The sequence below is a fragment of the Streptomyces hygroscopicus subsp. hygroscopicus genome (assembly GCF_001553455.1).
Classification (GTDB): Bacteria; Actinomycetota; Actinomycetes; order Streptomycetales; family Streptomycetaceae; genus Streptomyces; species Streptomyces hygroscopicus.
The window spans coordinates 34970-48036 of the sequence record NZ_BBOX01000203.1; the positions used below are offsets into that span (position 1 = coordinate 34970).

General features: G+C 71.1%; 11 protein-coding genes and 1 pseudogene. 6 read left to right on the forward strand and 6 right to left on the reverse strand.

What is annotated here, in order from left to right:
• Window positions 1-2 precede the first annotated feature (2 nt).
• Window positions 3-185 carry a DUF397 domain-containing protein gene (locus AXW62_RS21545; RefSeq protein ID WP_060945983.1) on the forward strand — a complete coding sequence of 61 codons (183 nt, stop codon included), beginning with the start codon at window positions 3-5 and terminating at the stop codon, window positions 183-185.
• 3 nt (window positions 186-188) lie between these two features.
• Window positions 189-377: a DUF397 domain-containing protein gene (locus tag AXW62_RS21550; RefSeq protein ID WP_107406324.1), complete on the forward strand. Its 189-nt coding sequence runs from the start codon at window positions 189-191 to the stop codon at window positions 375-377.
• Window positions 378-460: 83 nt separating this feature from the next.
• Here AXW62_RS21550 and AXW62_RS21555 read toward each other — a convergent pair whose 3' ends face one another.
• The 3 genes from AXW62_RS21555 to AXW62_RS21565 all read right to left on the reverse strand — a co-directional run bounded on the left by AXW62_RS21555 (window position 461) and on the right by AXW62_RS21565 (window position 4416).
• Window positions 461-1921, reverse strand: coding sequence for an FG-GAP and VCBS repeat-containing protein (locus AXW62_RS21555; protein ID WP_060945984.1), 1461 nt, complete (start codon window positions 1919-1921; stop codon window positions 461-463).
• Between the two features lie 190 nt (window positions 1922-2111).
• Window positions 2112-3029 (reverse strand): carbohydrate ABC transporter permease, encoded by a 918-nt coding sequence (locus AXW62_RS21560; RefSeq protein ID WP_030823780.1) that lies wholly within the window; start codon window positions 3027-3029, stop codon window positions 2112-2114.
• 13 nt (window positions 3030-3042) lie between these two features.
• Window positions 3043-4416 (reverse strand): ABC transporter substrate-binding protein, encoded by a 1374-nt coding sequence (locus tag AXW62_RS21565; RefSeq protein ID WP_060945985.1) that lies wholly within the window; start codon window positions 4414-4416, stop codon window positions 3043-3045.
• A gap of 568 nt (window positions 4417-4984) precedes the next feature.
• Here AXW62_RS21565 and AXW62_RS21570 point away from each other — a divergent pair.
• Together AXW62_RS21570 and dctA are read left to right on the forward strand one after the other, a co-directional pair.
• A pseudogene (locus AXW62_RS21570) lies at window positions 4985-5359 on the forward strand (isocitrate/isopropylmalate family dehydrogenase); the annotation flags it as partial.
• A 182-nt stretch (window positions 5360-5541) separates the two neighbouring features.
• A complete protein-coding gene (dctA, locus tag AXW62_RS21575; RefSeq protein WP_252368672.1) occupies window positions 5542-6975 on the forward strand; it encodes a C4-dicarboxylate transporter DctA in 1434 nt (477 codons plus the stop codon).
• Here dctA and AXW62_RS21580 read toward each other — a convergent pair.
• Both AXW62_RS21580 and AXW62_RS21585 read right to left on the reverse strand, forming a co-directional pair.
• Window positions 6972-7676, reverse strand: a complete 705-nt coding sequence (locus tag AXW62_RS21580; RefSeq protein WP_030823773.1) for a response regulator — start codon at window positions 7674-7676, stop codon at window positions 6972-6974. The genes dctA and AXW62_RS21580 overlap by 4 nt on opposite strands.
• 428 nt (window positions 7677-8104) lie before the next feature.
• Window positions 8105-9727 carry a sensor histidine kinase gene (locus AXW62_RS21585; protein ID WP_060945986.1) on the reverse strand — a complete coding sequence of 541 codons (1623 nt, stop codon included), beginning with the start codon at window positions 9725-9727 and terminating at the stop codon, window positions 8105-8107.
• Between the two features lie 163 nt (window positions 9728-9890).
• Between AXW62_RS21585 and AXW62_RS21590 the strand changes: the two genes are divergently transcribed.
• A complete protein-coding gene (locus tag AXW62_RS21590) occupies window positions 9891-11330 on the forward strand; it encodes a cation:dicarboxylate symporter family transporter (protein ID WP_060945987.1) in 1440 nt (479 codons plus the stop codon).
• Window positions 11331-11654: 324 nt separating this feature from the next.
• Here the strand turns inward: AXW62_RS21590 and AXW62_RS21595 are convergent, their stop codons facing one another.
• Window positions 11655-11849 carry a hypothetical protein gene (locus AXW62_RS21595; protein ID WP_030823767.1) on the reverse strand — a complete coding sequence of 65 codons (195 nt, stop codon included), beginning with the start codon at window positions 11847-11849 and terminating at the stop codon, window positions 11655-11657.
• 284 nt (window positions 11850-12133) lie between these two features.
• Between AXW62_RS21595 and AXW62_RS21600 the strand changes: the two genes are divergently transcribed.
• On the forward strand, window positions 12134-13067 hold a 934-nt coding region (locus AXW62_RS21600; RefSeq protein WP_252368673.1), incomplete at its 3' end, for an AfsR/SARP family transcriptional regulator.

Below are 13067 nucleotides of genomic sequence, written 5' to 3' on the forward strand. Positions count from 1 at the left end.
CAATGAGCGCTTTCACTTTCCGCAAGTCGAGCTACAGCAACCCTTTTGACGAATGCGTCGAGGTGGCGGTGAACGTCCCCGACGCCGTGGCGATACGCGACTCCAAGAACCCAGATGGGCCGATACTCCGGTTCACGCCCGCCGCTTGGGCGGCTTTCCGCGACGCGATAGTTGAGGAGGGCTGAGCCGTGGACGACTTGATGTACCGCAAGTCGAGCTACAGCGGTGGAGAGGAAGAGTGCGTCGAGGTGGCCGTGAACGTCCCCGACACCGTGGCGATACGCGACTCCAAGAACCCCGAGGGGCCGGTACTCCGGTTCACGCCCGCCGCCTGGGCGGACTTCCGGCGGGCCCTCACCTCGGCGCCCGAGTCCTGAGAATGTCGTGAGAACACCGGTGGCCCCGGTCCGGCAGAGCCGGACCGGGGCCACCGACCCCAAGGGGTGTCCTGCTTGGTGCCCTACTTCGTCGCGGGGCCGGACAGCTCCGTGCCGAAGGCGGCGCGGGCCGCCGGGGCGCCCAGGTCGCTCGGGCCGATGAGGGCCGAGCCCTTGGCGGTGAGCCCGTCGGTGCCCGCGTACAGCAGGGCCACCGCGCCCGCGCCCTCGGTCCGCTTCGGGACGCCGACGGCCAGGTCGGGCTTGCCGTCGCCGTTGTAGTCGGCCGGGGCGATGGCCTCGCCGAAGTGGTCGTTGCCCGCCATGTCGCCGGGAACGCCCTCGGTGTCGAGGGAGAAGGTCTGCGCACCCTCGTCGGTCAGCCAGTTCTTCGTGCCCTTGAACACGGTGATGGCGCCGGCGTTGTTGTAGCCACCGGGGGCCTCGGCGGAGGTGTCGCTGACGACGAGGTCGTCATGGCCGTCACCGTTGATGTCGGTGAGCCGGGCGGCTTCGCCGCTGGGCGCCGTGCCCTTCCAGGTCACCGGGTTGGCGGTGTCGAGCCCCGAGGCGGTACCCGGGTAGGTGCGCAGGCGCGCGTCGTCCGGGCCGTCCGCGAAGCCGGTGTCGATGACGACGTCGTCCTTGCCGTCGCCGTTGATGTCACCCACCACGGCCCGGTACGAGGCGAACCACAGCGACACCTTCTCGCCGAGCGGCGTCTTCTTCAGCCCGCTGGACGAACCGGGCAGCACGCCGAGGGTGCCCTCGTCGGCGGGGTCGTCCTGGTAGGCGACGGTGACCAGGTCGGCGAAGCCGTCCCCGTTGATGTCGCCGGAGGACAGGTGCGTGATACCCGCACCGCCGCCGGGCGGGGTGACGCTGGTCATCTTCGGGGTGGCCGTGTCGCGCAGGTTCGCCGCGCCGCTCACGATCCGGACCGTCTCGCCGTCGGAGATGGCGATGTCGTCGCGGCCGTCGTGGTTGTAGTCGCCCACCGCCAGCTTGTCGCCGAAGTGCTTGTAGGCGGTGGCGGTCGGCGCGTGGAAGGCGATGGCGTCGCTGGAGAGGCCGCCCTTGGCGCCGAAGACGACCGTGACCGAACCGGCCTGCTTGGTGGTGCCGATGGACTCGTTGTTCGCGGCGACGATCAGGTCGCTGTAGCCGTCACCGTCCACGTCGCCGACCACCACGGCCGAGCCGAAGTGGTCCCCGGCCTCGGGGGTGCCGGGCACTCCCGGGCTGGCCTGCGTCAGCGTGCTGTGCCGGGCGGTGTCCACGCCCTTCGCGGCTCCGTAGGTCACGGCCACGTAGCCCGCCTTGGACTTCCCGGAGACGGTGCCGTCGGGTGCGCCGATGCCGAGGTCGGCGTAGCCGTCGCCGTCGATGTCGCTCGGTGTGGTCTTACCCGCGGCAGCCGTGGGGGAGGGCTGGTTCTGGTCGCCGTCGCCGTTCGACGTCACGGCACTGGCTCCGGCGGCCACGGCGGCGGTCACGGCGGCACCCACCGCCACGCCGATCACACCTCTGGTCCTGTTGCGCACAAATCCTCCATCTGGTAGCGCATCGGTCGCCTTTCGGCCCGGCTGTCAACTGCGTCCCCCCAGCCGGAACCGAACGGGTCGTGGAATTAGAGGTGTTGGGAGGCTGAACGGTTGCACGACGCAAGGTAAAAACATGCCCCGGCGGGACAGAAGCGGAATCCGGGGGCGGCCGGGCGGGCGGACTGACGGGTCAGACCTCCTCACGCATCAGCCGCAGGTAGACCACCGAGAACAACGCGCCCACCAGCAGCAACAGCAGCGCCACCGCCGTGCCGTAACCGATGAGGGACTTGTTGAACGCCTGGTCGTACATGAAGACCGGAAGCGTCTGGCTGCGGTTTCCCGGACCGCCCCGGGTCATCGCCCAGATGAGGCCGAACACCGACAGCGTCTGCAGGGTGTTCAGCATCAGATTGGTGCCGATGGAGCGGCGGATCATCGGCAGGGTGATGTGCCAGAAGCGGCGGAGGCCGCCGGCGCCGTCGACCTGAGCCGCCTCGGTGATCTCCTTGGGGATCTCGGACAGGGCGGCGGAGTAGATGAGCATCGAGAAGGCCGTGCCGCGCCAGACGTTGGCGAAGGAGACGGCGAGGATGGGCAGGGTGTAGAGCCAGTTCTGGGACGGCAGGCCCAGCCAGTCCAGCAGCGCGTTGAGCGTGCCCTCGCGGCGGAAGAACGCGTACAGCAGGAAGCCCGCCACGATCTCGGGGACGACCCAGGCCGCGATGACGATCGAGCCCGTCAGCGTCCGCACCGGGGCGGAGGCGCGCTGCATCAGCGCGGCCAGGCCCAGGCCCAGGGTGTTCTGGCCGACGAGGGAGGAGAGGAGGGTGAAGACGAGGGTGAGAACGACGGCGTTGCGGAAGTCCTCGTCCCCGAAGGCGCGCCGGAAGTTGTCCAGGCCCACGAAGTCCGTGGTGGACGCGCCCGTCAGCTGCATATCGGTGAAGGCGATGTAGACGCAGTAGACGATGGGGCCACCGAGGAAGAGCAGCAGCATGGCGGTGGCGGGGGCGAGCGGAAGCCAGCGCAGGAGGCGGCCGCGACGGGGGCCCGGCGGTGCCGGGGTGACCGTCGGGGCCGCCGCCACCTTGGTCGCGGTTGTCATCGGCGATCGGCCCTCAGCCCCGGCCCGCCGCCACCGTGGCGCCGTCGGCGATGGACTTCAGCTGGTCGTCGTAGGACGCCGCGGCCTTCTCCGGTGAGGAGTCGCCCGTGGTCGCCGCCTCCGTGGCCTCGCCGATCGCCGTGGACACCTGCGGGTAGACGGGGGTGGTCGGGCGGTAGTGGGTGTACGTCACCAGGCTGGTGAAGAAGGTGATCCCGGGCATCGAGGAGGTGTACTCCGGGTCCCGGGCGACGTCCTTGCGGACCGCGATCTGGGCGTCCACGACGTCCCAGGTGACCGCGTTGTCCTTGGTCTGGAGCTGCTCGATGAACTTCCAGGCCAGATCGGGGTTCTTGGACTTCGCGCTGATCGCCCACGTCCACCCGCCGGACATGCTGACCTTGCCGGGCGCCTGGCCGTGCTGGGTGGGCATCGCGGCCAGGCCGAGCGTCCTGGACCACTCGGGCCAGGGCTTGCCGCCGGTCTTCAGCCAGTTCTGGCCCAGCCAGGAACCGTCGAGGGCGATGGCGAGCTTGCCCTCCGGCAGCCATTCGCTGTAGACGGTGGTGCCCACGTTGGGGTCGAGCGCGTCGGAGATGTCCGGGCCGAGCTTCTCGGAGTAGACGGTCCTGAGGAATGTCAGGGCGTCCTGGAAGCCCTTGCCGCCGGTGACCCACTTCTTGGCCTTCGGATCGTAGAGCGGGTGCGCGCCCGCGTCCCCCGTGCCGTACAGCAGCATCTCGAAGCCCTGCATCACGGAGGTCTCGCCCGGAGCCTTGCCGGTGTAGACGTTGAGCGGGATGACGCCGGGGACCTTCTTCTTGATCGTGCGCGCCGCGTCCAGGACGTCGTCCCAGTTCTTGGGCGCCCAGTCGGCGGGCAGTCCGGCCTTCGCGAAGATCTCCTTGTTGAACCACAGACCGCGGGTGTCGGTGCCGTCCGGCACCCCGTACGTCTTGCCGTCCTCGGCCTTGGCCGCGGCCTTCGCGGTGTCGACGAACTGGTCCCAGCTCTTCCACGTGGCCAGATAGTCGTCGAGGGGGCGCAGATAGCCCGCCTTGATGTCGGAGTTGATCCGGAAGGTGTCCTCGTAGACCAGGTCGGGGGCGGTCTTGGGGGACCGCATCATCTGCTGGACCTTGGTGGCGTAGTCGTTGTCCTGCGCCTGGATCGGGATCAGCTTGACCTTCTTGCCGGGGTGGGCCTTCTCGAACTGCTTCTTCACCTCGGCCAGGTGGTTGTCCTTGAAGCGGATCTTGTTGTCGGTGGAGCGGTTGTAGGCGACCTTGACGGTGTCCGGGTCGCTGCCCGAACCGCCGCCGCAGGCAGTGAGCCCAACGGCGGCGGTGAGGGTGGCGGCGAGGATCAGTGGGGCGGTGGGGCGCACGGGCACGACCTCCTTGCTGGCCTCTGTGGGCTGCGGGCTGACCGTAAGGTCGGCTTCAACGGAAGGTCAATCCCCGTGACCTGGATGGTCACTTGATCGCCGGACCCGCGCCGTGATCGGGCGCCGCGCCCTCGGACGGTACGGGCGGGGGCCGGGCGGTGTCGCGGTTCGGGGGTGTCGTGGTTCGGGTGGTGGTCCGGGTCCGGGGGTGTCGTGGTTCGGGCGGTGGTTCGGGCCCGGGGGTGTCGTGGTTCGGGCGGTGGTCCGGGTCCGGCCGGTGTACGCCGCGAGCGCCTTGGTGACGTCGTCAGCCGCCGCACCGGGCTGTCGCCGGCGGCCAGGGCCTTCGTGACCACCGCCCTCGCCGACCCCGGCCCCGGAACCTGGTGAGAGCGGCCGGACGGAGCCGCCTGATAAGGCATGCTTATAAGGCAGATCGCAACTGGGACTTGGACGGTCGAACAGGCTGATTGCTGCAATCGACGGCATGTCCAACCACCGCATTGCCCTGATCCCCGGCGACGGCATCGGCGCCGAGGTCCTGCCCCCGGCACAGCGGGTCCTCGATCTCGACCCGGCCCGCTTCGACGTGGTGGTCGCCTCCCACCTCTTCGGCGACATCCTCAGCGATCCGGCCGCCGCCGTCGTCGGCTCCACCGGCATCGCCCCGGCAGCCACCCTCGACTCCGAGCGCGCCTGCCCATCGATGGTCGAGCCGGTGCACGGCTCCGCTCCCGACATCGCCGGGCGCGGCGCCGCCAACCCGCTGGGCGCGGTCTGGCCGGCCGCCATGCTGCGCGACCACCCCGGGGCACCCGGAGGCGTCCAAGGATGTCGCCGATGCCGTCGCGGCGGTCCTGGCCAGGACCGACCCGCGCACCCCGGCCCGGGCGGCACCGCCTCCCCGGAGGAGTTCACCGGCAAACTCCTCGACCTGCTCTGAGCGAACCCCTCTGAGCCCCGCACGGCCGGAGCGCGAGCGGCAGGGACACCACCTCACCGCCCCGGCCTTCCGCCCTTCACGGGCGACCTGTCTGTTCGCTTCCGAGCCGCGCCCCTCCCGGCCCCTCCCAGAAGGCCATTCGCGTCCCGGCTGCGCCCTGTTCCTCAATGAGGAGAAACGTCATGGCAGCATCCGCGTCCCCGATCTCGCCCCCCGCCCGGACCGCCTCCACTCCCTGGTACAAACAGCTGTACTTCTGGGTCCTGACCGCCATCGCCTCGGGCATCCTGACCGGCTGGCTGTGGCCCTCGGCCGGGGTCGCCCTGGAACCGGTCGGCACCACCTTCGTGTCCGCCATCAAGATGCTCATCACCCCGATCGTCTTCCTCACGATCGTGGCCGGTATCGGCAGCGTCGACAGCCTGGGGCGGGTCGGCCGGGTGGGGCTGAAGTCACTCGCCTACTTCCAGGCGGGCACCCTGGCCGCCCTCGCGGTGGGCCTGGTCGCCGTCAATGTCTTCCAGCCCGGCGCCGGAGTGCACGCCCATCCCGGCGACCTCCACCTGACGGGCGACGCCGCCCAGTACGTCGAGCAGGGCGAGGGACGGAGCTGGTGGCACTTCCTCACCGACATCGTGCCCACCAGCGCCGTCGGCGCCTTCGCCGACGGGAACATCCTCCAGGTCATCTTCCTCTCGGTGCTGTTCGGCATCGCCCTCAAGGCCGTCGGGCCGGTCGCCGAGCCGATCGTGGCCGGCGTGAACCGGCTGAGCAGCGTGGTCTTCAAGATCCTGCACTACGTCATGCTGGCCGCACCCATCGGCGCGTTCGGCGCCATGGCCTTCACCATCGGCAAGTACGGCATCTCGACCCTCACCAGCCTCGGCCGGCTGATCGCCCTCTTCTACGGCACCTCGCTGTTCTTCGTCGTCGTCATCCTCGGCGCCGTCACCGCCCTGCTCAGAGTCAACATCTTCCGGCTGCTGCGCTACCTGGGCGGGGAATTCCTCCTGGTGCTGGGCACCTCCTCGTCCGAAAGCGCCCTGCCCCGGCTCATGACCAAGCTCGAAGGGCTCGGTATCCGCCGTGACATCGTCGGGCTGACCGTGCCCACCGGCTACTCCTTCAACCTCGACGGCAGCTCCATCTACCTTTCCCTGGCCGCCGTCTACATCGCCCAGGCCACGGACACGCCCCTCGGCATCGGCGAGCAACTGGGCCTGCTCGCCCTGATGATCCTCACCTCCAAGGGGTCCGGAGGCGTCACCGGCGCCGGATTCATCGCCCTGGCCGCCACCCTCTCCTCGGTCGGCACCGTGCCGGTGGCGGGCATCATGCTGATCTTCGGCATCGACAAGTTCATGTCCGAATGCCGCGCCCTGACCAACCTCGCCGGCAACAGCGTCGCCACCCTTGTCGTCGCCCGGTGGGAAGGCGCTCTCGACACCGCATGCGTCAACCGCGTGCTGCGCACCGGGACCCCCGCCCCCGACCCCACGCCACGGCCCGAGGCCGAAACCGACACGGAAACCCACACCGAGGCCGGAAGGCCCTCACTCGGTCAGGACCACCAAGCCGTGCCGTCCCTCACCAACCTCCGTGGACAGAACACCTAGTGCTCGCTGAGCCAGCGGTACAGCAGCTCGGGCCGTCCGATCTGCCCGTAGTGCGGGGCGCGGGCGGCCCGCCCCGCCTCCACCAGATGCTCCAGGTAGCGGCGGGCGGTGATCCGGGAGATCCCCACGGTCTCGGCGGTCGCCGCGGCCGAGATCCCCTCCTCGGCGCCGCGCAGCGCCTCGGTGACCGCGTGCAGGGTCGCCTGGGTCAGCCCCTTCGGCATCGCCGCGGGCTGCGGCGCCCGCAGCGCGGCCAGCGCCCGGTCCACCTCGTCCTGCCCGCTGGCCTCGCCCGCGGTCGCCCGGAACTCGGCGTACCGGAGGAGGCGGTCCCGGAGGGTGGAGAAGGTGAACGGTTTCAGCACGTACTGCACGACCCCGAGGGAGACCCCGTCGCGGACCATCGCCAGATCCCGGGCCGAGGTGACCGTGATCACGTCAGCCGCGTTCCCGGCCGCGCGCAGCGCCCTTACGAGCTGCAGGCCGTGTCCGTCGGGGAGGTAGAGGTCGAGCAGCAGCAGATCGACGGGCGTCCGCTCCAGCAGCCGCTGGGCGTCCGCGCCGCTGCGCGCGGTCCCGACCACGGCGAAGCCGGGGACGCGCTCGACGTACATCCGGTGCGCGTCCGCCGCGACCGGGTCGTCCTCGACGACGAGAACCCGGATCGGCGCCGGATCCCCCGGTTTCGCCTGCGGGCTCATGGACGAGTTCCTCTCGGATGCGGTGCGCGCCGGGCGCGCGGAAAGCTCAGGGCTCCAATTTACGGAGGGTAACCGCAGGGGGCCAGATCCCTGCGGTGACGATCCGACCACCCCCCGTCGTGCGGGGCTGCCGCCTGTGCGGGCTGCGTCCAGCCGTGCCGTGCGGGCCGTGTGCGTCCCCGCCCCGCCGGGGCTCGCTGCCCGGTGCGGCGGGATCGGTGCGGCGCGGCCGGTAGGGGCGGATCGCACGCGGGGTCCCGGCCTGGCGGACCGCACCGGGCGGTGCGGCCGGGCGCGGGGCGTGGCACCGAGGGGTGTGCGGTCGGGCGCCGGTGCCGGTGTGATGGATGGTGGTGGCGCGGGGCGTGGCGGTCGGGCGCCGTCGTCGGTGTGGTCGATGGCGGTGCGCAGGGCGTCACGATGGGCCGTCACGAGGTGACGGCCGGGGCCGTGAGGGGGAGGCGGACGGTGAACTCCGCGCCGCCGTCCGCCGAGCCCGCCACCTCCACCGTGCCCGCGTTCCGGCGCGCGGCCTGCTGGACCAGGGCCAGGCCCAGGCCGCGCCCCGCCGACTTGGTGCTCCAGCCGCGGCGGAAGACCTCCTCGGCCGCCGCCGGGTCGAGCCCGGCCCCGGTGTCCGCGACGCGCAGCGTGAGCTCTCCGGCGTCGGCGCGGGCGGTGACGGTGACCCGCGCGCTGCGGGGAGCCGTGCCGGTGCCGACGCCCTCGGCGGCGGCGTCCGTGGCGTTGTCGATGAGGTTGCCGAGGATGGTCACCAGGTCGCGGGCGGGCAGACCGGGCGGGAGGACGCCGTCGTCGATCCGGCTGTCGGGGGCGAGGACCAGCTCGACACCGCGCTCGTTGGCCTGGGCCGCCTTCCCCAGCAGCAGCGCGGCCAGCACCGGCTCGGCCACCGCCCCCACCACCTGGTCGGTCAGCGCCTGGGCCAGCTCCAGCTCGGCGGTGGCGAAGTCGACGGCCTCGTCCTCCCGGCCCAGCTCGATCAGCGAGACGACGGCGTGCAGCCGGTTGGCCGCCTCATGGGCCTGGGAGCGCAGCGCCTCGGCGAAACCGCGCACCGAGTCCAGCTCGCCGGAGAGCGCCTGGAGTTCGGTGTGGTCGCGCAGGGTGACGACCGTGCCGCGCTGCTCACCGCTGCTCACCGGTGAGGTGTTGACGACCACGACCCGTTCCGCGGTCAGGTGCAGTTCGTCCACGCGCGGCTCGGTGGACAGCAGCGCGCCGGTCAGCGCGGGCGGCAGGCCCAGGTCGGAGACGTAGCGGCCGACGGAGTCCGGGGGCAGTCCGAGCAGCTCCCGGCCGCCGTCGTTGATCAGCGCGATCCGCCGCCGGCCGTCGAGCATCAGCAGCCCCTCGCGCACGGCGTGCAGCGCGGCCTCGTGGTAGTCGTGCATCCGGCTCAGCTCGTCCGCGTTCATCCCGTGGGTGTGACGGCGCAGCCGGGCGTTGATGACGTACGCGCACAGGCCGCCGACGGCGAGCGCGGCGGCCGCCACGCCGAGCAGCGCGAGCAGCTGGCGGCGCACTTGGGCGCTGATGGTGTCCACGGTGATGCCCGCGCTGACCAGCGCGGTGATCCGGCCGCCGGCGCGGTCGTCGCGCACCGGGGCGACCACCCGCACGGAGCGGCCGAGCGTGCCGGTGTAGGTCTCGGGGAAGACCCGGCCGCGCAGCGCGGGCCCGATGTGGCCGAGGTAGGTGGCGCCGATCTGGTCCGGATCGGGGTGGGTCCAGCGGACACCGCGGGTGTTCATGATCGTGACGAAGGTGACGCCGGTGTCCCGGCGCACCTTCTCCGCGTACGGCTGGAGCCGGGCGGAGGGGTTGCCGGTCCGCACGGCCTCGGCGACCGATGGCGAGTCGGCGACGGCGACCGCGACGGCCGTGGCCCGCTGCCGCGCGGCGGCCTCCGCCTGCTTGCGGCCGGTGGCGTAGGCGAAGACGGCGCATCCGGCCACCAGGGCGGCGACCAGCACGACCTGCATGGCGAACAGCTGGCCCGCCAGGCTCCGCGGGTGGGGGATGCGCATGGCCATCAGTCTGCACACGCATCTTTGTGTGAACGAAATGAACGGAAGGGTGACCCCCGTCACAGGGTGGGGCATAGTCGCCGGGACCGTTCAAGGCGGTGTGCGAGCCGCACACGGTACAGCGCCGGGACAGTTGGACGGCAGAACAGAAGGAGGCAGCACCGTGGCTGCGCGGACCTCGACGCCCGAGGCGGGACGTAACGAGCCTGAGCGGGCGAAGAAGGAAAGGATTCACTACCTCTACCTCGCCGTGATCGGCGCGGTGGTGCTCGGCATCATCGTGGGCTTCGCGGCTCCCGGTGTGGCGGTGGAGCTCAAGCCCATCGGCACCGGCTTTGTGAATCTGATCAAGATGTTGATCTCGCCGATCATCTTCTGCACGATCGTGCTCGGCATCGGTTCGGTGCGGAAGGCCGCGAAGGTCGGTGCGGTGGGCGGTCTCGCCCTCGTTTACTTCATGCTGATGTCGACCGTCGCCCTCGCGATCGGTCTGGTGGTCGGCAACTTCCTCGACCCGGGCAGCGGCCTGCACATGAGCCATGAGGCGGCCCAGGCCGGGCAGAGCCAGGCCGAGGGTGCCCACGAGTCCACGGCGGACTTCCTGCTCGGGATCATCCCGACCACCCTGGTCTCCGCCTTCACCGGCGACTCGGTGCTGCAGACCCTGTTCGTGGCCCTGCTCACCGGCTTCGCCCTGCAGGCGATGGGCAAGGCGGGCGAGCCGGTGCTGCGCGGCATAGGTCACATACAGCAGCTGGTCTTCAAGCTGCTGTCGATGGTCATGTGGGCCGCTCCGGTCGGTGCCTTCGGCGCGATGGCCGCCGTGGTCGGCGAGACCGGTCTGGACGCGCTCAAGGCGCTCGCGGTCATCATGATCGGCTTCTATGTGACCTGTGCGCTGTTCGTGTTCCTCGTCCTCGGGACGATCCTCCGGCTGGTCGCGGGCGTGAACATCTTCCTGCTGCTGAAGTACCTGGCGCGGGAGTTCCTGCTGATCCTGTCGACCTCGTCCTCCGAGTCGGCGCTGCCGCTGCTCATCGGGAAGATGGAGCACGCGGGCGTCAGCAAGCCGGTCGTCGGCATCACCGTCCCCACCGGCTACTCCTTCAACCTGGACGGCACCGCCATCTACCTGACCATGTCCTCGCTGTTCATCGCCGAGGCCATGGGCGAGCCGCTCTCCATAGGCCAGCAGATATCCCTGCTCGTCTTCATGATCGTCGCCTCGAAGGGCGCCGCCGGGGTGACCGGCGCGGGCATGGCGACGCTGGCGGGCGGCCTCCAGTCGCACCGGCCCGAGCTGGTGGACGGCGTCGGCCTCATCGTCGGCATCGACCGCTTCATGAGCGAGGCCCGCGCCCTCACCAACTTCGCGGGCAACGCGGTGGCGACCGTCCTGGTCGGCACCTGGACCAAGGAGATCGACAAGGAGCGGATGCAGCAGGTCCTCTCCGGACAACTGCCGTTCGACGCCGCCGCGTTCGCCCAGAACGGCGGCGGCCACGGCCCGGCCCCGGCCGAGTCCGAGTCCGACGAGGACGAGGCCAAGGCCCTCCCCGAGCGGCGTGACGGTGACACGGCGAAGGAGCACGTCCCCGCCTGACGCCCACGCGCCCGCGGCCCTGCCCTCCTGAATCGGGGCAGGGCCGCGGGCGTGTCACGGGATGTATGCGACGCACACGAGGTGCGCCACGTGCGCCACGCAGGCGACGTGCGCCACGCAGGCCGCGTGCGCCGCGTGCGCCGCGTACGCCACGTACGCGACGAATGGCGCCTCGCGTCCTCCCCCCGTTGGAAGACGCGAGACGCCGCCCATGGCCCCCCGCCGGACCGTGGTCGGTCTCGGTCGGTCCCGGTCGGTCTCGGTCGGTCCTCGATCGTTCCCGCTGGTTCTCGATGGTTCTTGACGGCGACGGAAAGCGTCGCCTCAGCGCTCGCCGTCCGCCGCGCGGCGCAGCTGTTCCGGGAGGGCCGTCCACTCGGGGCCCTCGTGCAGGGGTTTGACCCAGGCGATGTTGCCGCCGGTGTCGACGTAGGCGACGCGGCCCATGGTCTCCCGTTCGAGGTCGTAGACGAGTTCGCCGATCCGGGGTGTACTGCGTGTCCCTCCAGTGGTGGTCATGAGCCGCCTCCTCGGCACCTCACTGTCATACCGTCCCCCGTTCATGGTTGGAGGAGGATCCCGGGACCGGAACGTCCGGGCCGGTCGCCGCCACCGCGGTGGACCGGGACGGCATCTGGTGCCCGTGGGACCCTCGATGACTCGTAGGGTGCTACGAGCCGCTGATGTCCCGCTGATGCCTCGCTGACCCGAACCCGTGGGTAGGCTTCGAGGCGGGCACATGAAATCTCTGGTACCGACGGGGGCAGTGCGTGGACGGGACCGAGTTTCGCCTGTTGGGACCGGTGGGCATATGGCAGGGCGAGCGGCTGCTCGGGCCGACCGCCGCGCAGCAGCGGTCCGTGCTGGCGATGCTGCTGATGGCGTCCGGCCGGGTGGTGTCCGTCGACCGGCTGGTCATGGCGGTGTGGGGCGAGGACCCTCCGGGGTCCGCGCGAAATGCCGTGCAGGTGCAGATATCCAAGCTGCGGCGGATCCTGTCCGCGCTGCCCGGCGCCGAGCTGACGACGTCGGCGAAGGGCTACGCGCTGACCGTCGCGCGTGACCAGGTCGACCTGCACCGGTTCCGCGATCTGGTGCGGGCCGCGCGGGAGGTCCCGAAGGACGCCGAGGGGGCCGAGGACCGGGCCGGTGAACTGCTGCGCGCCGCGCTGCAGCTGTGGCGCGGGCCCGCGCTGGCGGACGTCGCGGGAGGCTGGCTCTCCGATACCCTGGGCGCCGGTCTGGAGGAGGAGCGGCGTACGGCGGTCGAGGAGTGCGCCGCGATCGACATGCGCTCCGGACGGCATCACGAGGCCGCCGCGGAGCTGTCCCTGCTGGTGGCCGAACACCCCCTGCGGGAGCGCACGGTGGCGCTGCTGATGGAGGCCTTACGGTGCTGCGGGAGGCGGACCGACGCCCTCGCGCTGTTCCGCTCCACCCGCCGGAGGTACGTGGAGGAGCTGGGCATCGAACCCGGCGACGAGTTGCAGCGGCTCCACCGGCAGGCACTCGAGGACAGCCGTGACGGCCGCGACGGCCGTGACAGCCGGGACAGCCGCGACAGCTGGGACAGTCGGGACGGTCGGAACAACCAGGACGGCCAGGACGGGCGCGACAGCCGGGACGGCCGGTCCACGGATCAGCCGGGGCCTTCCGGGGCGAGCGGGAGCGCTCCCGCGGCGGCGCGGGCGTCCGCACCGCCGCCCCCACCTTCCCCCGCACCGTCCTCCGCACCGC